The 23,327-nt window shown below is 62.2% G+C and carries 18 protein-coding genes; 14 read left to right on the top strand and 4 right to left on the bottom strand.

Annotated elements, in window-relative coordinates; genetic code table 11:
- Positions 1-2: 2 nt before the first annotated feature.
- A complete protein-coding gene (locus tag IM737_RS06505; protein WP_236899107.1) occupies positions 3-350 on the top strand; it encodes a YciI family protein in 348 nt (115 codons plus the stop codon).
- Here IM737_RS06505 and IM737_RS06500 read toward each other — a convergent pair.
- Positions 343-1,380, bottom strand: a complete 1,038-nt coding sequence (locus IM737_RS06500) for a LacI family DNA-binding transcriptional regulator (protein ID WP_236899106.1) — start codon at positions 1,378-1,380, stop codon at positions 343-345. The two genes, IM737_RS06505 and IM737_RS06500, sit on opposite strands and share 8 nt — an antisense overlap.
- 240 nt (positions 1,381-1,620) lie before the next feature.
- On the opposite strand from IM737_RS06500, the gene IM737_RS06495 reads away from it, so the two are divergent.
- The 6 genes from IM737_RS06495 (at position 1,621) to IM737_RS06470 (ending at position 7,730) form a co-directional block, all read left to right on the top strand.
- Positions 1,621-2,655: a Gfo/Idh/MocA family protein gene (locus IM737_RS06495; protein WP_236899105.1), complete on the top strand. Its 1,035-nt coding sequence runs from the start codon at positions 1,621-1,623 to the stop codon at positions 2,653-2,655.
- Positions 2,656-2,666: 11 nt separating this feature from the next.
- Positions 2,667-3,569, top strand: coding sequence for a sugar phosphate isomerase/epimerase family protein (locus IM737_RS06490; RefSeq protein ID WP_236899104.1), 903 nt, complete (start codon positions 2,667-2,669; stop codon positions 3,567-3,569).
- A gap of 74 nt (positions 3,570-3,643) precedes the next feature.
- A complete protein-coding gene (locus IM737_RS06485) occupies positions 3,644-4,870 on the top strand; it encodes an ABC transporter substrate-binding protein (RefSeq protein WP_236899103.1) in 1,227 nt (408 codons plus the stop codon).
- A gap of 69 nt (positions 4,871-4,939) precedes the next feature.
- A complete protein-coding gene (locus tag IM737_RS06480) occupies positions 4,940-5,842 on the top strand; it encodes a carbohydrate ABC transporter permease (RefSeq protein ID WP_236899102.1) in 903 nt (300 codons plus the stop codon).
- Entirely contained in the window at positions 5,839-6,666 is an 828-nt protein-coding gene (locus tag IM737_RS06475; RefSeq protein ID WP_236899101.1) for a carbohydrate ABC transporter permease, read from the top strand. The genes IM737_RS06480 and IM737_RS06475 overlap by 4 nt, the downstream gene beginning before the upstream one ends.
- Entirely contained in the window at positions 6,663-7,730 is a 1,068-nt protein-coding gene (locus tag IM737_RS06470; RefSeq protein ID WP_236899100.1) for an ABC transporter ATP-binding protein, read from the top strand. The genes IM737_RS06475 and IM737_RS06470 overlap by 4 nt, the downstream gene beginning before the upstream one ends.
- 655 nt (positions 7,731-8,385) lie before the next feature.
- Here IM737_RS06470 and IM737_RS06465 read toward each other — a convergent pair.
- From IM737_RS06465 to IM737_RS06455, 3 genes are all read right to left on the bottom strand, one after another.
- On the bottom strand, positions 8,386-8,997 hold the full coding sequence (locus tag IM737_RS06465) for a LysE family translocator (protein ID WP_236899099.1): 612 nt from the start codon (positions 8,995-8,997) through the stop codon (positions 8,386-8,388).
- Between the two features lie 96 nt (positions 8,998-9,093).
- Complete coding sequence (locus tag IM737_RS06460; RefSeq protein WP_236899098.1) at positions 9,094-9,648, bottom strand: fasciclin domain-containing protein; 555 nt, start codon at positions 9,646-9,648, stop codon at positions 9,094-9,096.
- A gap of 113 nt (positions 9,649-9,761) precedes the next feature.
- The gene (locus IM737_RS06455; RefSeq protein ID WP_236899097.1) at positions 9,762-10,709 is read right to left on the bottom strand and encodes a nucleoside hydrolase; all 948 of its coding nucleotides are present in this window, start codon (positions 10,707-10,709) and stop codon (positions 9,762-9,764) included.
- A 137-nt stretch (positions 10,710-10,846) separates the two neighbouring features.
- On the opposite strand from IM737_RS06455, the gene IM737_RS06450 reads away from it, so the two are divergent.
- The 7 genes from IM737_RS06450 to IM737_RS06420 all read left to right on the top strand — a co-directional run bounded on the left by IM737_RS06450 (position 10,847) and on the right by IM737_RS06420 (position 23,316).
- Positions 10,847-12,106: an AI-2E family transporter gene (locus IM737_RS06450; protein ID WP_236899096.1), complete on the top strand. Its 1,260-nt coding sequence runs from the start codon at positions 10,847-10,849 to the stop codon at positions 12,104-12,106.
- Between the two features lie 106 nt (positions 12,107-12,212).
- Positions 12,213-14,048, top strand: a complete 1,836-nt coding sequence (locus tag IM737_RS06445; protein WP_442874195.1) for a monovalent cation:proton antiporter-2 (CPA2) family protein — start codon at positions 12,213-12,215, stop codon at positions 14,046-14,048.
- A 99-nt stretch (positions 14,049-14,147) separates the two neighbouring features.
- Complete coding sequence (locus tag IM737_RS06440; RefSeq protein ID WP_236899094.1) at positions 14,148-16,619, top strand: glycogen/starch/alpha-glucan phosphorylase; 2,472 nt, start codon at positions 14,148-14,150, stop codon at positions 16,617-16,619.
- Between the two features lie 95 nt (positions 16,620-16,714).
- Positions 16,715-18,916, top strand: a complete 2,202-nt coding sequence (glgB, locus tag IM737_RS06435; protein ID WP_442874175.1) for a 1,4-alpha-glucan branching protein GlgB — start codon at positions 16,715-16,717, stop codon at positions 18,914-18,916.
- Between the two features lie 53 nt (positions 18,917-18,969).
- Positions 18,970-20,241, top strand: coding sequence for a glucose-1-phosphate adenylyltransferase (glgC, locus tag IM737_RS06430; protein WP_236899092.1), 1,272 nt, complete (start codon positions 18,970-18,972; stop codon positions 20,239-20,241).
- Positions 20,241-21,701: a glycogen synthase GlgA gene (glgA, locus tag IM737_RS06425; RefSeq protein ID WP_236899874.1), complete on the top strand. Its 1,461-nt coding sequence runs from the start codon at positions 20,241-20,243 to the stop codon at positions 21,699-21,701. Before glgC ends, glgA begins: the two co-directional genes overlap by 1 nt.
- Positions 21,682-23,316 (top strand): alpha-D-glucose phosphate-specific phosphoglucomutase, encoded by a 1,635-nt coding sequence (locus IM737_RS06420; RefSeq protein WP_236899091.1) that lies wholly within the window; start codon positions 21,682-21,684, stop codon positions 23,314-23,316. The genes glgA and IM737_RS06420 overlap by 20 nt, the downstream gene beginning before the upstream one ends.
- Positions 23,317-23,327: the final 11 nt, after the last annotated feature.

Here is a 23,327-nt window from a genome sequence, read left to right as displayed (position 1 = left end):
CGATGAAGTTCATGACGCTGGTGAAGACGACGCGCGAGATCGGACCACCGCCGGTGGCGCTGATGATGGCGATTGGTCAACTGGGGCAAGACGCGGCGGCGGCCGGCGTGCTGGTGACGCAGGGCGGGCTGATGGGCAAGGAGCAGAGCGCGTTCGTCTCGATCCGTCGAACGGCGATCACCGTCATCGATGGGCCGTTTGCCGAAACCAAGGAACTGATTGGCGGCTACGCGATCTATGAGCTGCCGGACATGGCGGCGGCCTTGGAGTGGACCGAGCGGTTCGCGCGGTTGCATGTCGAGCATTGGCCGGAATGGGAAGGCGAGATCGAGGTAAGACCGATCATGTAGGCGCGAAGTCGTCGCTGTCGCCTTCGACGAGTTCGAGGGGCACGATCTTGCGGACGACGCCGAGCGGATATTGATCGGCATAGGCCGGCATGGTGGCGAGCAGGGATTCAGCCAGACTGATGCCGAGGTCGCGCAGCGACAGGCGGAAGCAGGTCAGCTTGGGCGTCAGGTAGTTTGCGTGCGGGCTGTCGCGACCGATAATGGCGATGTCCCGCCCGGGCAGGAGGCCGGAGTCGAGCAGTCCCTTGTATAAGCCGACCGACATCTTTTCGTTGATCAGCAGAAAGCCGGTGGGTCGCTGGTGCGGGGGCATGGCGGCGATGCGCTGCGCAATTTGATAGCCACCGCGCTCATTGGGATATTCGCGAAAGATCATGCCGGAATCAAAGGCTACGCCATGGCTCTCAAGAGCCTGGCGATAGCTGTCAATGAAGACGAATCCCAGATTGGTATCGTCCGTCGGTGCGAAGATACCGATGCGTCGGTGGCCCTTGGCGACGAGCCGGTCGACACCAACTTTGGCTATGCCCTCAAAGTCGAGATCGAGCCATGGTTGCCCGGCATCGGTGAGGCTGCGGCCCAGGGCGATAAAAGGGATTTTCCGCTCGGCAAGAAAGTCGATTCGGTGATCGTCACGCTTGGTGGCCGAGATGATGAGCGCGTCGGCGAAGCCGCGGGCAACGACGCGCTGCAGGTAGTCGTCCGGATCCTCCTCGGACGAACACAGCAAAGCCACCAGATCGAGGTGGTGGCGCGCAAACACGGCCTGCACACCGTCGAAGACGCGCATGAAAAACACGTCGCCCTCGCCGGTGATCTGGCTACCGGTCTGCATCATGAAGCCGACCACGCCCGTGGAGCCCTTGCGAAGGGCGCGTCCAGCCTGATTGGGCACATAGCCCATGCTGGCGGCCGCTTCGAGCACACGCTGGCGTGTTTGCTCGTTGACATCGGGCTTGCCATTGAGAGCGCGGGAGACGGTGCCGATCGAGATGTCGAGCTGCTGCGCCAGGCGCCGTATGCCCTTCATGTCCTAACCATCCCGATTTCCCCCGGGCCCATTCGGGCCTGTCTTGATCATTCAATGACGGTGCTGTCGCGCCAATGCAAGGGCCGCGGCCAGGCTTTGTCCACAGACCAATCCGACTCACAAAAGCCCATTGACAGACCGTTATTATCACACTTATGCTCGTAAACGTTTACGGAGCCTGAGAAAACGGTTTCCCACGCAGATGGGATCGTGTAAGTCAGGTTTCGGGGAGGAATTTCATTGGTATTCAAGGCCGTACTTGCGGGTTGCGGAGCTATGTCCAAGGGCTGGTTGTCGGCGGTTGCCGAGCATCCATTGCTCAAGGGCAGGGTGGAGATTGTCGGTCTGGTCGATCTGCACCAGCCGACTGCCGAAGCGCGCGCCACCGAATTTGGCCTGGCCGACGCCGTCATCGGCTCGGACCTTGATGCCGTGCTCGCCGCCACCAAGCCAGACCTGCTGTTTGATGTCGTGGTGCCGTCGGCTCGGGCTGGCGTTGTGGCCACCGCGTTGAAGCACGGATGTCATGTGCTGAGCGAAAAGCCGATGGCGGCGAGCCTCGAGGCTGGTCGCGACCTGGTTGCACAGGCGGCGGCGGCAGGGCGGGTGCATGCCGTGGTGCAGAATCGTCGATTTATCTCGGGCGTGCGGCGCATTCGGCGGATGATCGAGAGCGGGGTGCTTGGCGAGGTCACGGCCCTGCATTGCGACTTCTTCATCGGCGCGCATTTCGGCGGTTTCCGCGAAGAGATGGAAAACGTGCTCTTGCTGGATATGGCGATCCATACGCTGGACGCTGCGCGGTTCATGGCCGGCGTGGCGCCCAAGGCGGTCTATTGCCTCGAAACCAATCCGCGTGGCTCCTGGTATGGGCATGGCGCGGCGGCTAATGCCATCTTCGAATTCGAAGACGGTGTGGTGTTCAACTATCGCGGTTCGTGGGCCGCTGAGGGGGCCAATACGAGCTGGGAAAGCGCCTGGCGCATCGTCGGCACCAAGGGCACGCTGCTCTGGGACGGCTATGACGCGTTCGAGGCCAAGGTGGTCGCTGGCGACGAAGGGTTCTTCCGTGAACTTAAGACCGTCGACGTGCCTGAGCCTGCCGATATCGACCAGACGCATGGCCATGCCAGCGTGCTGGCGGAATTCCTCGACGCGATCGAGGCGGGGCGGTCGCCCGAGACGGCCAGCAACGACAATATCAAGAGCCTGGCCATGGTGTTTGCCGCGATTGAAAGCGCCAAGACCCGCCAGCGCGTGACCATTTCAGTCTAGGGATTTTCGACGTGACCAACCCAGCCAAGTCCATCCGCATCGGCACCATGATCCAGGCAACAGCCGGCAAGGCGGCCGAGAACATTGCCGCCATTGCCGATCTGGGCTTTGAGAGTTTTGAGCCGTTCTTCTGGCAGACCACCAATGGCCAGGATTTGGCCGAGCTGGGCAAGCGGTCGCTCGAGGCCATCGGCAATCGCGACATCACCATTTCCACCATCGGCATGTTCGGCAATCCGCTCGAGGACCAGGAGATGGACCGCCAGACCCTGCAGGGCTGGAAGGATTGCATCGACAACGCCCATCATTTCGGCGCCACCTGCGTCGCCGGCTTTACCGGCCGCGTGCGCAACAAGCCGCTGACCGACAGCCTGCCCGCCTATAAGCAGGTTTGGAGCGAACTGGCCAAGCGGGCAGCCGACAAGGGCGTCAAGATCGCGTTCGAAAACTGCGCCATGGATGGCAACTGGGCGACGGGCGACTGGAACATCGCGCACAATCCCGATGCTTGGGAACTGATGTTCAACGAGACGCCGGACGACAATATCGGGCTCGAATGGGAGCCCTGCCACCAGATGGTCTATCTGATCGACCCGCTGCCGCAGATCCGCAAATGGGCGCACAAGTTCTTCCATGTGCATGGCAAGGACGCGACCATCCGCTGGGAAGTGATCAAGGAGCACGGCATCTTCGGCAAGGAGAAGTTCGTGTTCATGCGGACGCCGGGTTTCGGCGACACCAACTGGACCGACGTGATCTCCGAACTGCGTCTGGCCGGCTATGAAGGCTCCATCGACATCGAAGGCTGGCACGACCCGGTCTATCGCGGCGACCTCGAAATGACCGGGCAGGTCCGCGGTCTCAACTATCTCAAGAATTGTCGGGGCGGCGACTACATCGCCGCAGCCGGCTAGGCGCTGCGCGGGGCCAGGGAGGGCTCCGCTCGGCATTTCGTGTGGCAGCAAGTCTGCATCTGGGAGGAAGTTATATGAAGCTGAAACATCTCGGCCTGTTGGCCGGCGTCGCGATCGGCGCAATGAGCATGGCCGCTCCGGCCATGGCGCAAGTCACGCTCAAGATCTGGTCGATCGACGGCAATGACCGCGTCGGTATCGCCGACACGTTCTCCAAGGAATTCGATGAAGCCAACGAGGATATTGTTGTCGAATACCGCATCGTCCCCTTCGACGACCTGGTGAACGAGACGCTGCGCGCCTTCGCCACCGGCAATGCCCCAGATATCGTGTCGTTCGACAACCCTGACTTCGCGCTGTTCTCGTCGCGCGGTGCCATGCTCGACATCACCGACCGCATTGCGGCTTCGGAGGTCATCAAGGCCGAGAACTATTTCGAAGGCCCGCTGAACTCGGTGACCTGGGATGGCAAGTATTTCGGCATCCCGAAATACACCGACACCATCGGCATCTTCTACAACAAGGACCTGTTCGCCAAGGCCGGTATCACCGAGCCGCCGAAGACCTGGGCTGAGTTTGCCGAATATGCCGAAAAGCTGACCGACCCGGCTAACAACGTCTATGGCGCAACCTTCTCGGCCCGTGCTGGCGAAGAAGGCACGTTCCAGTTCCTGCCGATCATCCAGGAAGCCGGCGGCAACTATGACAACGTCAATGTCGATGGCGCTGTCGAAGTTCTCGACCTGTGGAAGAAGATCGTCGACAACGGTTGGGCGTCCAAGGACGTGCTGAGCCTGGGCCAGTGGGATTCCACCGGCACGTTCAATTCGGGCAATGCGGCCATGGCCATTTCCGGCCCATGGGAAATCGACCGCATGGTCTCCGATGCCAAGTTCGACTGGGGCGTGGCTTTGCTGCCCACGATCACCGATGGCGGCACGCGCTCGTCGGCTCTGGGCGGGTTCGACTGGGGTATCATGTCGACCACCAAGCACCCGGACGAAGCCTTCCGCGCGCTCGAATACTTCGCGGCCCAGGATCACCGCATCTTCGAAGAATTCGGCAACATCCCGGCTCGCAGCGATATCGAGCTGCCGGTGACCGGCATCGCGCTGAAAGACGAGGCACTGAAGGTGTTCCAGGAACAGCTCCAGTTCGCCCAGCCGCGCGGTCCGCATCCGGAATGGCAGAAGATCTCCAAGGCCATCTATGATGCCATGCAGCAGGCCCTGACCGGCCAGATCTCCGCCAAGGACGCGCTCGACCAGGCGCAGGCCACGATCAAGGGCATCGTCGGCTAACTCTTCCTCCCTGACTGGGCCGGCCGGAGCAATCCGGCCGGTCATATCGATTTTCGTGGTGGAGGGGTGATGTCCCGGTTCTTCAACAGCCTGCGCGATGGCGTCGGGTTCGATCTGATCCTGGTAGGGGCGGCTTTGCTGTTCTTGTTGGCACTGGCCGGCTTGCCGCTGGTCTATAACGTGCTGATGAGCTTCCAGCAGGTGGACATGTTCACCCTGGGCACGCTGATCCGGCCATGGGCTGGCTTTTCCAACTATGTCGCTGTGGTGCAGCAGCCCGAATTCTGGCTGGTGACCAAGAATACCCTCATCTTTGTGTTTGCCTCGATGGGTGGGCAGTTCATTCTCGGCTTCGCGCTGGCGATCTTCTTCGCGCAGAAATTCCCGGGCGCTTCGACCATCCGTGGGCTGTTCCTCGTGTCCTGGGTGATGCCGGGCCTGGTGGTCGGCGCCATCTGGAGCTGGATCCTGGCCGGCGACTTCGGCGTGCTCAACACCGTGCTCAAGGCGGTTGGGCTGATCGATGGCACGGTGTTCTGGAAGTCGGACCCGGCGTTTTCGATCTGGGCCGTTGTCATTGCCAATATCTGGCTCGGGCTGGCCTTCAACATGCTGCTGCTGTCCGTTGGGCTCGCCGCGATTCCGCGCGATCTCTACGAGGCCGCCGAACTTGACGGCGCCAATGCCTTCCAGCGCTTCTGGACCATCACCCTGCCCATGATGCGCTCGACCATCGGCGCAGTTCTGTCGCTCGGGCTGATCGGCACCCTGCAGCAGTTCGATCTGTTTCCCGCCATTACCGAGGGAGGCCCAGCCAATACGTCGACGGTGGCGGGCTACTGGTCGTGGCAGATGAGTTTCCAGCTTTATGATTTCGCCAAGGGTGCGACGATTTCGGTGATGATGTTCCTGCTCGTGCTGTTCGCCTCGATCATCTATGTCCGCTCGACCCGCCACGAGGTGCGCGGATGACCCGGCCCTATGTTCCATGGCTTCTGCTGGCCCTCGCGCTGGTGCTGGCGGCGTTCTATCTGTTCCCGCTCTACTGGATGTATGTGACCAGCCTCAAGACGGGCTCGGAAATCTTCGCCAACCCACCGACCTTCTGGCCGCTGGCGCCCGATCCGAGCATCTATCCAGCGGTTTGGGCACGGCGGACGATGGCGACGTTCCTCGGGAACTCGTTGTTCATCGCCTCGGGTGTCACGGCGATCACCGTCATCTTCGGTACGGGCTGCGCCTATGTGCTGGCCCGCTACCGCAGCGTCTGGGTCGATGTCGGGCTGTTCCTGATCCTGATGCTGCAGGTTCTGCCGGCCTCGGTGATGATCACGCCGCTCTTTGTCGGCTTCAACCAGATCGGCCTGCTCAATTTCCCGCGCGAAGCGGTGATCCTGGCGGCCGCGGCGAAATCCATGCCGTTCTTCGTGGTGCTGGTGCGCGCAACCTTCATGAGCGTGCCGCGTGAGTTGGAAGAAGCGGCTTTGGTGGATGGCAATTCGCGTATCGGGGCGTTTTTCTCGATCGTGCTGCCGCTGGCGCGCAACGGCATCCTCGTCTGCGCCATCCTCACCTTCATGGGGTCATTCGGCGAATATATCTACTCCAAGTCGATCATCCAGGATCCGGGCCTGCAGCCCGCCAGCGTCGGACTTTCCGGCTTCCTCGGACCCAATTCGAGCGACTGGAATTCCATCATGGCCTATTCGGCAATCTACGTGACACCGATCCTGGCCGTCTTCGTCCTCTTGCAGCGCCGCATCGTCTCCGGCCTTACCTCGGGAGCCCTCAAATGAGCGCACAGATCGAGCTGACCAATATCGACAAGCACTATGGCGCCTTCCACGCGCTCAAGAATGTGAGCCTTTCGATCGAGAAGGGCAGCTTCGTGGCTCTGGTGGGGCCGTCAGGTTGCGGCAAATCCACATTGCTGCGGTCGATCGCGGGGCTGGAAACGATCACCTCCGGCACGCTCAAGATCGCCGGGGCGCCGATGACCGGCGTGCCGCCGCGCAAGCGCGACGTCGCCATGGTGTTCCAGAGCTATGCGCTCTATCCGCATATGACGGTGGAAGAGAATCTCACCTATTCGCTGCGGTTGCACGGTGTGGGCAAGGCCGAGGCCAAGCAGAAGGCGGCGGAAGTCGCTGCGACGACGGGTTTATCGGCACTGCTCAAGCGCTATCCTCGCGAGCTTTCTGGCGGTCAACGCCAGCGCGTGGCCATGGGCCGGGCGATCATCCGCAATCCCAAGGCGTTCCTGTTCGACGAACCGCTGTCGAACCTCGATGCGGCCCTCCGCGTGCATATGCGTAAGGAAATCCGCGCCCTGCATGATCGGCTTGGCGCAACCTCGGTTTATGTGACGCATGACCAGATCGAGGCCATGACCATGGCCGACCACGTGGTGGTGATGCGCGACGGGGTGATCGAGCAGCAGGGCTCGCCGCTGGAGCTTTACGATCGTCCGGTGAGCAAGTTCGTGGCGGGCTTCATCGGCTCGCCGGCGATGAATTTCGTGCCGGGTACGATCGGGGCCGATGGCCAGACGGTATCGCTGGAGGTTGCTGGATCGCTGTCGCTACCGCTGGGACGGACGGTCGAGGCCGGGCGGAAGGTGATTGTGGGCCTGCGGCCAGAGCATCTGGTGGTGGCGGGGCTCGATGCGGCCACGCTGCGCCTGCCGGTGGCGGTGGTCGAATCGACCGGGTCGATGACCTATGTGACGACGGGCACGAACCCGGAAATGACGGTGGTCGAGACAAGGCGGGTGAATGTGAAGGCTGGCGACACGATCGGGGTGTCGATCGCGCCGGAGCATGTGCATTTGTTCGATCCGGTGACCGAGCGGGCGATTTAGGGCAGCCACCGATTCTTCCCTCCCCCCTTGCGGGGAGGGCAAGCATAGGTTGGCGCGCAGCGCCTAGTGTCGCTCGGGTGGGGACGAGAGCCCCGACATCCGGGCCAACCCACACCCACTCCCATCCTTGATCGCTCAAATCGCTCCACTGGAGCGATTGTCCCTCCGGGCCGCTCCAAGCCCATCAAGGGGGAGGTGCCGTTCTGTGGGTTGAACTGGATCGAGCCCCAAGAGTGGAGAGACACCTCCCCCTAGATGGGGGAGGTAGTGCAGCTAGGCCCATAGGGCCGTAGCGAAACTGGGTGGGGTGGGGCCACACGCTCAAAACCCCGACTTATCCCCCTTATCCCCGCCCCCAATTCCTCCCGTACACTCCCCCCATCACTCCACACGGCGGCCTGCAGGCGAACAGTGGTGGGGTGAGCCGGGTGGGGATTTTGCCTTCTCCCACAGGTTCGCGTTTCGGCCGTGGGTTGCTATGACTTCCCGCCGCCGGAAACGTTCCAAAAACCGGCACCCCGAGACGGCTTCCGTCTCACTTTTTACTTTACCAGAGGCGAAGGCCGTCTCGGGGTCCGCTCGCTGCCACGGCATGCGCCCACTTCACGATAACCGCAATCCAGGCGGCGCTTTCGCTCGCCTGAACCTTGGGAGGTCAGTGCTGCCAGACGACCAGCCCGGCGGCCGTGGCCATCATCGCACCGGCCGTCTTGTTGAGCCGGCCCAGGGCCCGCTCGCTCTTGAACATTTCGCGTGCGGCCGAGGCGAGCCAGGCGTAGCCACAACCGATGATCAGCAGCACCACGATCACAATGAAGGTGAGTTCGGCGAAGGCGACCGGGTTCATCTGGTCGAGTGGGATCACCGTTGGCAGGATCGCCAGGTAGAAGACGATGGTCTTGGGATTGCCCATGGTCAGCGAGAACCCGGCGAGGAAGGTCCTAAGCCAGTCCTCGTTCTTGGGCTTCATCTGCTCAGCGCCCGGCCTGGCGGTCCAGAATTTATAGGCGATGTAGAGCAGATAGGCGGCGCCGGCCCAGCGGACGATGACGAAGACCGGGCCGAACCAGGTGGCGATGGCGGCAAGGCCGAACACGGCGAAAACGAAGTAGACTAGGTCGCCGGCCAGGATACCCAGAACCATCGGGAAAGCGCCCTTGAATCCGCCGCCCAGGGCGCGCGCGACGACGGCCGCGACGCCGGGGCCGGGAACCAGCACCGCAATGGCGTAGGCGATGGTGAAGGTCAGGAGGGTGAACGGTTCCATGTCGGGCCTCGGATTGGGAGGCGGACACTAATCCCGGGCGCCGGAAAAGCAAAGGCCCTGCGCAGGCGCAGGGCCTTCGGTTGTTGCGGCGTCTGTTTACTTGGGCAGCAGCACGTCGTCGACGACGTGGATGACGCCGTTGGACTGGTTGACATCGGCGATGGTGACGCGGGCAGCGCCGCCGGATTCGTCATAGATGAAGATGGCATTGCCGCGCGCAATAGCGGTGAGGGCATCGCCGCTGACGGTGCGCAGGTTGAACTGCCCATTGCTGCTTGCGGCAATACCGGCCAGCAGGTCGGCGGCAGAAACTTTGCCGGCGACGACGTGGGCGGTCAGCACCTTGACCAGCTGTGCCTTATTGGCGGGCATCAGCAGGGTGTCGACCGTACCGGCCGGCAGTTTGGCGAAACCAGCGTTGACTGGGGCAAAGACGGTGAACGGGCCGGCGCTCTGCAAGGTCTCGACGAGACCAGCTGCGGTAACGGCGGCGACCAGCGTCGTATGGTCGGCCGAGTTGACGGCATTCTCGACGATGTTCTTGTCGGCGAACATGGCTGCGCCACCAACCATCGGATTGCTCTGCGCGAAGGCAGCAGTAGACGAAAGCAGTGCGAACGCGGCCACGGCGGCCAGCTTGACGAAATGCATTGGTATCTCCCTGTTGAGCCGGCCGTCGGTCCATGCCTTCGGTTCGGTTGCAGGGAGCTACGGCCGTTTCACGGACGCAGTTTCAACGGTTGCATCACGCTTTGGTGATAGTCTCAGGGGAGACGGGCGAGGCGTTCCGTCAGCAGCTTGTAGAAGCCATCGGCATTGCCGCTGCGCAGGTAGTTGACGTTCCGCACCTTGCCGGTGACGTGCCAGTAATCGGTTACTGTCATGCCGAAGGTCAGTTCGCTCGCTGTCTCGATCGAGACGTTACAATGGCGGCCCTCGAAGAGGTCGGGCTGCAGCAGGTAGGCGATGACGGTAGGGTCATGCAGCGGGGCGCCGGCCCAGCCATACTTCTGCAGGTCGAAGGTCTCCGAGAAGGTCAGCATGGCGTGGACGGCGCGGCCGCTATTGTTGCCCAGCGCCAGGATGGCGGCGAGGCGCTCCGGCGTCGACTGGATCTGGTGGGTCACGTCGAGCGGCAGCATGGTGATCGGCACGCCCGAGCGCATGACGACGTCTGCAGCTTCGGGATCGACATAGATATTGAATTCGGCGGCCGGCGTGATGTTGCCGACTTCGAAATAGGCGCCGCCCATCATGACGATCTCGGCGATGCGCTCGGCGATGGCAGGCTGCTTGATCAGCGCCATGCCGATATTGGTCAGCGGGCCCAGGGTGCAAAGCGTGATGGTGGCGGGGTCGGCCGCCATCAGGGTGTCGATGATGTAGTCGACGCCGTGCTGGGGCTGCAGAGGAATGGTGGGCTCGGGGAGATCGGGGCCATTGAGGCCGGTTTCGCCATGGACATGCTCGGCGGTGACGAGATGTCGGCGCATCGGGCGGGCGCAGCCGGCATAGACCGGAATGTCGCGACGGCCGGCCAATTCGACCACCTTGCGGGCATTGTTGGCATTATGATGCAGGCCCACATTGCCCGCCACCGCCACAACGCCAAGCACCTCAAGCTCCTGGGGGGAGGCCAGCGCCAAAAGAATGGCGACGGCATCGTCCTGGCCGGGGTCGGTGTCGATGATGATCTTGCGTGGCATGGGCAACTCTTGAGCGTTGGGTCGGGGCAGACATTAGCGAGTCGCGACCCTTCGGTCGACCGGGCGCGGCGGACTTGCTCAACGGAACGTTTGCGGGGACGCGGCGTTGCTTGGTGGCGAGGGGTCCCAAAGATGGAAAAATCATGGCACGCGCAGTCAAAGTAGCGGCGGCACCTGAAGACATGAGCGAAAGCCAGTTCGAGCGCGTGACAGGCAATGCCTCGCGCATCGCCATGATATTTGTCGGCTTTCTCGCGCTGCTGGTGGCGCTGCAGGTCGGGCAGGTGTTCCTGGCGCCCGTCACACTCGCCATTGTCATCGGGCTGATGTTCGGGCCGGTAGCCGATAGGGTCGAACGGTTCGGCGTTCCGCCGGCTTTATCCGCCGGTGTGGTCGTATTGATGCTGATCGGCGTCATCGCGGCCGGCGTGACCCTGTTCGCGGTGCCGCTGTCCGAATGGGTGGCGCGTGCGCCGCTGATCTGGAACAAGCTGCAGTTGCAACTGGAAAATCTGCAGGGGCCGCTCCAGGCGCTGAGCGCCTTCCAGGAGCAGATTTCCGGCATTTTCGGCAGCACCAATGCCATGGCCGTGACGGTGGAAGATGGCGGGCAGGTGATCAGCCTCGCCATGCTGGCGCCAGCTATCCTGGCGCAGGTGCTGATCTTTCTGGCCAGCCTCTATTTCTTCGTGGCAACGCGCGGACATATCCGCATCTCGGTGCTGTCGCTGTGTGTCAGCCGGCGCATGCGGTGGCGCACGGCGCATGTATTCCGCGATGTGGAGCAGAAGGTTAGCCGGTTCCTGCTGTCGATCACCTTCATCAATGCCTGTGTCGGCTGCGCGGTTTCGCTGGCCATGTGGGCCATCGGCATGCCCTCGCCCATCCTGTGGGGCGCGTTGGCGGCGGTACTGAATTATATCCCCTATGTGGGGCAAGGCGTGATGGTGCTGGTGTTGCTGGCTGTCGGGCTGGGAACGCAGACGGGGCTGGAGAATATCCTGTTGCCGGTGGGGTGCTATGTGGCCATCAACTTCATTGAGGGCCAGATCGTCACGCCGCACTTTATCGGGCGGACGATGACGTTGAATCCGTTCATTATTTTCCTCTCGATCACCTTCTGGCTGTGGGCCTGGGGGCCGGTGGGCGGCCTGGTGGCGGTGCCGACGCTACTGATCGCGACATCCGTGCTGGCCCATATGCTGCCCAGCAAGCCGATGGTGCCCAGCAAGCCGGTGCGGCGGACGCGGAATATGACGGCGCGGCAGGAATTGCTGGCCAATACGGCCAAGGCTATCCGCGAGCAGGCGGAAGATGCTGAAAAACCGAACGAAAAGCGCAAGGAAGAGCGGTTTGAGCCGCCCGAGGGAACCGCGCCGAGCGGGGTGGAGACGGCGGCGTAGGGCGTCCATGCAGCCAGCATGCTTGACGTCTTGCACGCCGAACGAAAGAGTCTGCGCCTGAACAGGTGCGGAGACTTTCGTGGCGGGTGAAGTTGTCGGGCATGCGGTGGAAGCGGCCCATCATGGCGTGGATCTGATTCCGGTAGTGGCGCTGCTCGGCGCCGCGGTGATCGGCGTGCCGTTGTTCAAGCGGCTGGGGCTTGGATCGGTGCTAGGCTATCTCGCGGCAGGGCTGCTGCTGGGGCCATCCGGGCTGGGGCTGATCAACGATCCGGAATCGGTACTGACCACGGCGGAACTCGGCGTGGTGATGTTCCTGTTCATCATCGGGCTCGAAATGGAGCCGAGCAAGCTCTGGGCCTTGCGCAAGCAGATATTCGGGCTTGGCGTCATCCAGGTCGCGAGCTGCGGGGCGCTGTTGACCGGCGTTGGCGTGCTGCTGGGATTTGCGCCTGTGGTGGCGTTCATTTTCGGCATGGGCTTCGTGCTGACGTCGACAGCCATCGTCATGCAAATCCTGGGTGAGCGCGGTGAGCTCGCCACGGATGGCGGGCAGAAGATGGTCTCGATCCTGCTGCTCGAAGACCTCGCCATCGTGCCGCTCTTGGCCCTGGTGGCGATCCTAGCGCCGAGCAGTGGCGAAGAGGTCGACATGGTCACGCGGCTGCTCAGCATTGCCGCGCCGATCGGCGCCGTACTGCTGTTGATCTTTGTTGGCCGTCGAATCATGAACCCGTTCTTTGCGCTGCTGGCCTCGACCAAGCTGCGCGAGGTGATGACGGCAGCGGCGCTGCTGGTGGTGCTCGGTGCCGCATTGCTGTTCCAGGCCAGCGGATTGTCGATGGCCATGGGTGCGTTCCTGGCAGGTGTGCTGCTGTCGACCTCGACCTTCCGGCATCAACTGGAGGCTGATGTGGAGCCGTTCCGCGGTATTCTGCTGGGGCTGTTCTTCCTGGCGGTCGGCATGTCGCTTGATATCGGAATCGTGGCCGCGAGCTGGCAAATCATTGCGATCAGCGTGGTGGCATTCATGCTGGTCAAGGCTGGAGCGATCTATGTGATCGCGCGGCTGCTGAAATCGAGCCACGGCGACGCGCTGCAGCGGGCGGTGCTGATGGGGCAGGGCGGCGAGTTCGCCTTCGTGCTCTACACCACGGCGGTTTCTGCGGGGATCATCGATGGGCCAACCAATGCGATCTTCACCGCAACGGTGATCGTCTCGATGGTGTTGACGCCGTTCTTCATCATCGGTTTGCGCTATGTGCTGCCCAAGCAGGCGGAGCAGTCGATGGAGGGTGTTGAAGAGGTCAGTGGGCTCTCGGGCCGCATTCTCATTATCGGCTTTGGGCGTTTCGGGCAGATTGCCAGCCAGCCGCTGCTGGCTTTACGGCATTCGGTTTCCATCATCGACAACGATACCGAGATGATACGCGCTGCAGCGCAGATCGGCTTCAAGGTTTACTACGGCGATGGTACGCGACTGGATATCCTGCGGGCCGCGGGCGCGGAGACAGCCGATCTGATTTTGATCTGTTCGGACCAGAAGGCTCAAACGCTGCGAATTGCCGAACTGGTGCGCGACGAATTTCCGCTGGTGCGGGTCATGGCGCGCGCCTTTGATCGCGCCCATGCCATCGAGCTGGTGCATGCCGGGGTGGAATATCAGCTGCGAGAGATGTTCGAATCGGCGCTGACGTTTGGTGGTCAGGCGATCAGGATGCTGGGGGCCAGCGATGAGGAAACTGAAGAGGTGGTCGATGGTGTTCGTGATCGAGATCGCCAGCGGTTCGACCTGCAATTGTCGGGCGAGGACTGGCGTAACCTGGATCGGCTGCTGATCAGCAATGCTCAGGATCAGGCGCGCGAAAGCGGTGTTTCGATTCCGCAGACTGCAGCCGACGACGCCGTGGCCAAGAGTGCGCACCCCACGCAGCCGGCATAACAGCGACGCGACGCGTAGGGGCTTCCGCCTGCCCAAATTAAGTGCAAGACTAAAGTCCGACAGAGGGGAAACTGTTCGATATGAAAACGGGATTGCGATATGCCGCAACAGCCGATCGTTTACGACGCCCCTACGCCGGAGCCTCGCGCTACCACCGTTGAAGCCATTCAGGCTGAAATTCTCGAACGGCTGATCTATTCGGTCGGCAAGGACCCGATCGTCGCCCGGCCACATGACTGGCTGGCGGCAACGATTCTGGCGGTTCGTGACCGTGTTATGGACCGCTGGATGGAGTCGTCCCGCGAGACATGGCGGACGTCGCACAAGCGCGTCTATTATCTCAGCCTCGAATTCCTGATCGGCCGGCTCATGCGCGATGCGATGAGCAATGTCGGGCTGATCGAGCCGGTGCGCGACGCGCTCAAGAATCTCAATGTCGATCTGGCCGACCTGATCAACCTCGAGCCCGACGCGGCTCTGGGCAATGGTGGCCTCGGGCGTCTGGCGGCATGTTTCCTCGAATCCATGTCGTCGGTGAAGATCCCCGCCTATGGCTATGGCATCCGCTATGTCCACGGGTTGTTCCGCCAGGAAATGAGCGAAGGCTGGCAGGTCGAACTGCCGGAAGAATGGCTGGCGCACGGCAATCCGTGGGAATTCGAACGCCGCGAAAGTGCCTATGAAGTCGGCTTTGGCGGGCATGTCGAGCCGGTGACCGATCCGGACGGTACGCTTCGCCAGGAGTGGCGGCCGAACGATCACCTGTTGGCCGTGGCCTATGACACGCCGATCGTCGGTTGGCGCGGGGCTCGGGTGAACACCCTGCGGTTGTGGAGCGCGCAGCCGATCGACCCGATCCTGCTCGACAAGTTCAACTCGGGCGACCATATCGGCGCACTTGAGGAAAGCTCGCGGGCGGAAGCGATTACGCGGGTGCTCTATCCGGCGGATTCGACGGCGGCCGGGCAGGAATTGCGGCTGCGGCAGGAATTCTTCTTCTCCTCGGCATCGCTGCAGGACATCGTCAGGCGGCATCTGCAGCAGTATGGCGACCTGGGCTCGCTGCCCGACAAGGTGGCCATCCATCTCAACGACACGCATCCGGCGATTTCGATCTGCGAGATGATGCGTATCCTGGTCGATGACAATGGCATCAAGTGGGCCGATGCCTGGAAGCTGACCAAGGGCACGTTCGGCTATACCAACCACACGCTGTTGCCCGAGGCGCTCGAGAGCTGGCCGGTGGCGCTGCTGGAGCGGCTGCTGCCGCGCCACATGCAGATCATCTACCAGATCAACGCCGAGGTGCTGACCGACGCGCGGGTGCGCGCCAAGTTCACCGATGCGCAAGTCGCCAATGTGTCGTTGATCGACGAGAATGGCGGCCGGCGCGTCCGCATGGGGCAGTTGGCATTTGTCGGGTCGCACTCGATCAACGGCGTGTCGGCGCTGCATACGGAACTGATGAAGCAGACCGTGTTCTCCGACCTACACAAGCTCTATCCGGATCGCATCAACAACAAGACCAATGGCATCACGCCGCGGCGCTGGCTGATGCAGTGCAATCCTGGGTTGACCAAGCTGATTACGGACCGGATCGGGCCCGGATTCCTTGATGATATCGACCTGCTGAAGGGGCTCGACGCGCATGCGGATGATCCGACCTTCCAGGGCCAGTTCGCCGAGGTGAAGCAGGCCAACAAGCAGCGGCTGGTGAAGCTGATCAAGGATCGGCTCAATATCGTGGTGTCGCCGGACGCGATGTTCGATGTGCAGATCAAGCGTATCCACGAATACAAGCGCCAGTTGCTGAACATTATCCAAGCCGTTGCGCTGTATGATGAAATCCGTGCGCATCCGGAACGGGATTGGGCGCCGCGCGTTAAGATTTTCGCGGGTAAGGCGGCTCCGGGCTACTGGAACGCCAAGCTCATCATCAAGCTGATCAATGACGTCGCCAAGGTCATCAACAATGACCCGGCGGTGCGTGGGCTGCTCAAGGTGGTGTTCCTGCCCAACTACAATGTGAGCCTTGCGGAAGTCATCGTGCCGGCAGCCGATCTCAGCGAACAGATTTCGACGGCGGGCATGGAAGCTTCGGGCACCGGCAACATGAAGTTCATGGCCAATGGCGCCATCACCATCGGTACGATGGACGGCGCCAATGTGGAAATGCACACGGAAGTGGGGGAAGACAATATCGTGATCTTCGGCCTCACCACCGAGGAAGTGAACGACAAGCGCGCGAAGAGCGAAGTGCCGCGCGGCGCCATCGATGCGTCGCCACGGCTCAAGGAGGCGCTGGAGTCCATTTCGTCCGGCGTGTTCTCGCCTGACGATACGAACCGTTATCGCGACCTGATTGGCGGGCTCTATGACCACGACTGGTTCATGGTCGCCCGGGACTTCGACGCCTATGTCGCGGCCCAGGCAGAGGTCGACAAGATATGGGCCGATAAGCGGCGGTGGAACGCCATGGCGATCCGCAACACGGCCAGTGTCGGATTCTTCTCGTCGGACCGTACAATCCGGCAATACGCAAAAGAAATCTGGGGTGTTGCGACAGCCTAGGGACGTTCATGCGGCGAAACTGACGGAAGATCAGATCGCCGCGCATTTTAGTTAAGGTGGCACGGCCGGGGGCCAGCTGCATCTGTCGGGGGAGCGTGCGTGTGACCAAGGAAGACTGGCAAGCCGATTCGCGGGAAGTGGAGGCGGTCGTCGCTGGACGGCACTCCAACCCGTTCGCATTTCTGGGCCTGCACGAGATCAACGGTCAGTGGGTGCTGCGCGCCTTTGTCCCCCATGCCGAACTTCTCACCGCCTATGCGCTCGATGGCAAGGAGCTGGGTCACCTCATTCCACGCCATGCGGCTGGCTTCTTCGAAGGCAAGGTCGCCGTCACCAAGGTGCAGCCGATCCGCTATCGCGCCAAGAATGCCGGTGGCGAATGGGATGTCTATGACGCCTATTCGTTCGGGCCGGTGCTGGGGCCGATGGACGACTACTATATTGGCGAGGGCAGCCACCTGCGCTTGTTCGACAAGCTTGGCGCCCATGAGATGGAGTTCGAGGGCATCCATGGCACGCATTTCGCGGTTTGGGCGCCCAATGCCTCGCGCGTGAGCGTGGTAGGACCGTTCAACGAATGGGACGGGCGGCGCAATCCGATGCGCAACCGCTTCGAGAACGGCATCTGGGAAGTGTTCATCCCGGTGCTGGGCACGGGGACGCTGTACAAATACGAAATCGTCAGCCGCGATGGCGTGGTGCAGCCGCTCAAGGCCGATCCGTTCGCGCGGCAGTCGGAAATGCGGCCGCGGACGGCATCGGTGGTGCCCGATCCGACGCCCTTCACCTGGACGGACGACAAGTATCTCGAAGAGCGGGCGACGCGCGATTGGCGGCGGACGCCGATGTCGATCTACGAGGTGCATCTGGGCAGCTGGCGGCGCAGACCCGATGGCGGGTTCCTGACCTATGACCAGTTGGCCGAGCAGTTGGTGCCCTATGCGGCCGACATGGGCTACACCCATATCGAGCTGCTGCCGATCACTGAGCATCCGTTCGATCCAAGCTGGGGCTATCAGCCCACGGGCATGTATGCGCCAACGGCGCGGCATGGCGATCCGGCAGCGTTTGCGCGGTTCGTGAATGCTGCGCATGAGGCCGGGCTGGGCGTTATCCTCGACTGGGTGCCGGCGCATTTCCCGACTGACGCGCATGGGCTGGCGCATTTCGATGGGACGGCGCTCTACGAGCATGCCGATCCGCGGCAGGGCTACCACCCGGACTGGAACACGGCGATCTACAATTTCGGCCGCAAGGAAGTCGTCGGCTTCCTGGTCAACAACGCGCTCTATTGGCTGGAGAAGTTCCATCTGGATGGGCTGCGTGTCGATGCGGTGGCGTCGATGCTGTACCTCGATTATTCGCGCCAGCAGGGGCAGTGGGTGCCCAACAAGCATGGCGGCAACGAGAATCTGGAGGCGGTGGAGTTCATCCGTCGGGTGAATTCGGAAGCCTATCGGCTGCATCCTGGCACGTTCATGATCGCCGAGGAGTCCACGTCATGGCCTGGCGTCAGCCACCCGGCATACACGGGCGGGCTGGGCTTCGGCTTCAAGTGGAATATGGGTTTCATGAACGACACCCTGCGGTTCATGAGCCGCGAGGCGGTGCATCGGAAGTACCACCACAACGACATGACGTTTGGTGCGGTCTATGCGTTCAGCGAAAACTTCGTGCTGCCGCTGAGCCATGACGAAGTGGTGCATGGCAAGGGTTCGCTGCTGGAGAAGATGCCGGGCGACGACTGGCAGCAATTCGCCAACCTGCGGGCCTATCTCGCCTTCATGTGGGGTTTCCCCGGCAAGAAGCTGCTGTTCATGGGCCAGGAATTTGCGCAACGCGAGGAGTGGGCCGAGGCGCGGTCGCTCGATTGGTACCTGCTCGACGCGCCGATGCATGAGGGCATGCGGCGGCTGATCGCCGACCTCAATGTGGCGTATCGGCAGCTGCCGGCGTTGCATGAGCGCGACTGCGAGCCGGACGGGTTTGAATGGGTGATCGGCAATGATCACGCCAATTCGGTGTTTGCCTGGTTGCGCAAGGCGCCGGAAAGCGACCCGATCCTGGTCGTCTCCAATTTCACGCCAGTGCCACGCGTCGGGTACAAGATACCGATGCCGATCGCCGGCAAGTGGGTAGAGCGGGTCAATACCGATGCCGGTTGGTACTCGGGATCGAACACCGGCAACCAGGGTGCCGTGACGGCCTATGCCGTAGAGGGGCGGCATTGGCCGGCAGAGGCGGAGGTGTATCTGCCGCCGCTATCGACGCTGTATTTGAAGTTCGAGCCGGTGTGAGCCGGAAACGGAGATACGTCCCGGAAAACGGGCAGTAGTGGAGGGTTAGAAGAATGGCAGACTACAGAGTACCATCGCCGCTGGCCCGCGAGGCCATGGCCTATGTGCTGGCCGGGGGACGCGGCACGCGACTGATGGAATTGACCGACCGGCGCGCCAAGCCGGCGGTGTATTTCGGCGGCAAGTCGCGCATCATCGATTTCGCGCTATCGAACGCCATCAATTCGGGCATTCGCCGCATCTCGGTGGCGACGCAGTATCAGGCGCACAGCCTCATCCGCCACCTTGGCCGCGGCTGGAATTTCCTGCGCCCGGAGCGTAACGAAAGCTTCGACGTGCTGCCCGCTTCCCAGCGGGTGCGCGAGGACATGTGGTATGCTGGCACGGCCGACGCCGTGTACCAGAACATGGACATCATCGAGGATTCGGGCGCGCGCTACATCGTCATCCTGGCGGGCGACCATATCTACAAGATGGACTACGAAATCATGCTGCGGCAGCACGTGGATACGGGCGCTGACGTGACCATCGGGTGTCTCGAAGTGCCGCGCATGGAAGCGACGGGCTTTGGCGTGATGGCCGTCGATGGCCGCGACCGCGTGATCGATTTCGTCGAGAAGCCCAAGGACCCGCCGGGCATTCCGGACAAGCCGGACACGGCCCTGGCCTCGATGGGCATTTATGTGTTCGAGACGCGTTTCCTGATGGAGCAGCTGCGCCGCGATGCGGCGACCGAAGGTTCGAGCCGGGACTTCGGCAAGGACATCATTCCCTATATCGTCAAGAACGGCACGGCCTGGGCGCATCGCTTCCCGCGGTCCTGCGTGCGGTCGAGCAATGAAGAGGTCAGCTACTGGCGTGACGTCGGCACGATCGATGCGTATTGGAAGGCCTCGATCGACCTCACCGACATCAAGCCGCAGCTCGATCTCTATGACCGCGACTGGCCGATCTGGACCTATGCGGAAATCACCCCGCCGGCCAAGTTCGTGCATGATTTTGACGGGCGGCGCGGTTCGGCGGTCAATTCGCTGGTCTCGGGCGACTGCATTATCTCGGGCGGACATCTGACCAAGACGCTGCTGTCGACGGGGTCGAGGGTGCATTCCTATTCCGAACTGCACGAGGCGGTGGTGCTGCCCTATTGCGATATCGGGCGCAATGCCCGGCTCAAGAAGGTGGTGATCGACCGTGGCGTCAACATTCCCGAAGGGCTGGTGGTTGGCGACGATCCGGAATTCGACGCCAAGTGGTTCCGCCGCAGCGACGAAGGGGTGACGCTGATCACCCAGGCGATGATCAACAAATATCTGGCGGGACGATGATCGAAGTTCTCTCGGTCGCATCCGAGGTTTATCCGCTGATCAAGACCGGGGGGCTCGCCGATGTGGCGGGCGCCCTGCCGGGTGCGCTGGCGAGCCATGGCGTGACCATGCGCACGCTGGTGCCCGGCTACCCGTCTGTCATGAGCAAGCTCAGCGGCGGTCGGGTGGTGCAGGAGCTGGACGACCTGTTCGGCGTGCCGGCCAAGTTGATCGCCGGGCGGGTCGAAGGGCTCGACGTGATCGTCATCGAAGCCGCGGCCCTCTACGACCGGCCCGGCAACCCCTATGTCAGCCCGGATGGTTGGGACTGGCCTGACAACTGGAAGCGCTTTGCAGCGCTCGGTTGGGTGGCGGCAGAGCTCGGCATGGGCATGGTGGAGGGGTATCGCCCGCACGTGATCCATTGCCACGACTGGCAGGCAGGGCTGGCGCCGGCCTATGTCAAATATGGACCCGTCGATAGCGTGAAGACGGTGATGACGATCCACAACATCGCCTTCAAGGGTTTCTTCGGTCCCGAGATTTTCGGGCAACTGCGACTGCCGCCGCATGCCTTTGGCGTGGGTGGCGTGGAGTTCTATGGCGGCATTTCATATCTGAAGTCGGGTATGGAATGCGCCGACTATGTCACCACCGTCAGCCCCAACTATGCCGACGAAATCCGTACGCCGGAATTCGGCATGGGGCTGGAGGGCCTGCTCAACGGCCGTGCCGATACGGTGGTGGGCATTCTCAATGGTATCGACACCGATGCCTGGAACCCGGCAACCGACACGGCGCTGGTTCAGACCTATTCAGCCAATACGATCCAGGCGCGGCAGGTCAATAAGCAGGCTGTGGTGGAGAAGTTCGGGCTTGATGGCACCGATGGTCCGCTGTTCTGCGTGATCAGCAGGCTGACCGACCAGAAGGGCATGGACCTGCTGCTGCAGACGGTGGACGGGCTGGTCGATCTGGGCGGGCGGCTCGCCGTGCTCGGATCGGGCGAAGCCTATCTCGAGGACGGCTTCCGGCACATGACCGCGCGTCATCCGGGCAAGGTTTCGATCGCCAACGGCTACAACGAAGCGCTGAGCCATGTGATGCAGGCTGGGTGCGACGCGATCATCATCCCGTCCCGCTTCGAGCCCTGCGGCCTGACCCAGCTTTACGGGCTGCGCTATGGCTGCGTTCCGGTGGTGAGCCGCATTGGCGGCTTGGCTGATACGGTGATCGATGCCAATCCGGCGGCCATCATGGCCGAAGTGGCGACAGGCGTGGTGTTCGATGCCGGCTCGGCCCACACGCTCTACGAGGCTCTGCGCAAGACGGTGCGCCTCTACAGCGACGACAAAATCTGGAAGAAAATCCAACGGCGCGGCATGAAGTCGGACGTGTCCTGGGACACCAGCGCCGCGCGCTATGCCGATCTCTATGCCTCCATAACCGGGCTCAAGACCAATGACGATCCAGACAATTAAGACCACGCCCTATAGCGACCAGAAGCCGGGCACCTCGGGCCTTCGCAAGCGGGTGACGGTTTACCAGCAGCCGAACTACGTCGAAAACTACATCCAGGCGATCTTCGACAGCCTTGAAGGCTTTGCGGGCAAGACGCTGGTGATCGGCGGCGACGGACGCTTCTACAATGACGTCGCCATCCAGAAAGCCATCCGCATCGCCGCGGCCAACGGCTTCGGCAAGGTGATGGTCGGGCAGAACGGCATCCTGTCGACACCGGCTGCCAGCCACGTGATCCGCCACTACAAGGCGTTTGGTGGGCTGGTGCTGTCAGCGAGCCACAATCCGGGCGGGCCGGAAGGCGATTTCGGCATCAAGTACAATATTGGCAATGGTGGACCGGCGCCCGAGAAGATCACCGATGCGGTGTTCGAGCGCACCAAGGGGATCGACAGCTACAAGACGATCGACGCGCCGGATGTGGCACTGGGTCATATCGGCACGCAGCGTTCGGGTGACATGGTCGTCGAGGTGATCGACCCGGTGGCCGACTATGCCGCGCTGATGGAAACGCTGTTCGACTTCACCGCAATCCGGGCGCTGTTTGCGACTGGCTTCCGCATGACATTCGACGCGATGTCGGCGGTGACCGGGCCCTACGCCCACAAGATACTGGAAGACATTCTCGGTGCGCCCAAAGGCACGGTGATCAATGGCACGCCGTCGCCGTCGTTCAATGACGGGCACCCTGATCCGAACCTGGTTTATTGCAAGGACATGCATGACCTGCTGATGACTGCTGCCGGACCTGATTTTGGCGCGGCCTCGGATGGCGATGGCGATCGCAACCTGATCATCGGCAAGTACCGGTTCGTGACGCCGTCGGATTCGCTGGCGGTGCTGGCGGCCAATGCGACGCTGGCGCCCGGCTATGCGACGGGCATTGCCGGTATTGCGCGGTCAATGCCGACCAGTGCGGCGGCGGACCGGGTTGCCGAAAAGCTCGGCATCGAGATGCACGAAACGCCGACGGGTTGGAAGTTCTTCGGCAATTTGCTCGATGCGGGCCGTGTGACTATCTGTGGCGAGGAAAGTGCGGGCACGGGCTCGAACCATGTGCGCGAGAAGGATGGGCTATGGGCCGTCCTGCTGTGGCTCAATATCCTGGCTGTGCGCAAGCAGAGCGTCGACCAGATCGTGCGCGAGCACTGGGCGACCTATGGCCGGAATTACTATACCCGCCATGACTATGAGGAAGTCGACGCAGCCATCGCCGGCAAGCTGGTGGATGACCTGCGGGCGCAGTTGCCAGGCCTGCCGGGCAAGAATTTCGGCGAAGACCTGCAGGTCGCGTTTGCCGACGACTTCACCTATCACGACCCGGTGGATGGTTCGACCAGCGCCAAGCAGGGCGTCAGGATCGGTTTTACCGATGGCTCGCGTATCGTTGTGCGTCTGAGCGGAACCGGCACGGTCGGCGCCACGTTGCGCCTCTATCTCGAACGATATGAGGCAGCCGATGGACGACATGATCTTGACACCCAAATCGCCCTTGAACCCCTCATCGGACTGGTCGACCAGCTCACCGGGATCAAGCAGCGCACCGGGCGGCAAGAGCCCAGCGTCATCACCTAGTATCGGACGAC

The organism is Devosia sp. SL43, from assembly GCF_021729885.1.
Lineage (GTDB): Bacteria > Pseudomonadota > Alphaproteobacteria > Rhizobiales > Devosiaceae > Devosia.
This window is presented reverse-complemented; position numbering and strand designations above follow the sequence as displayed.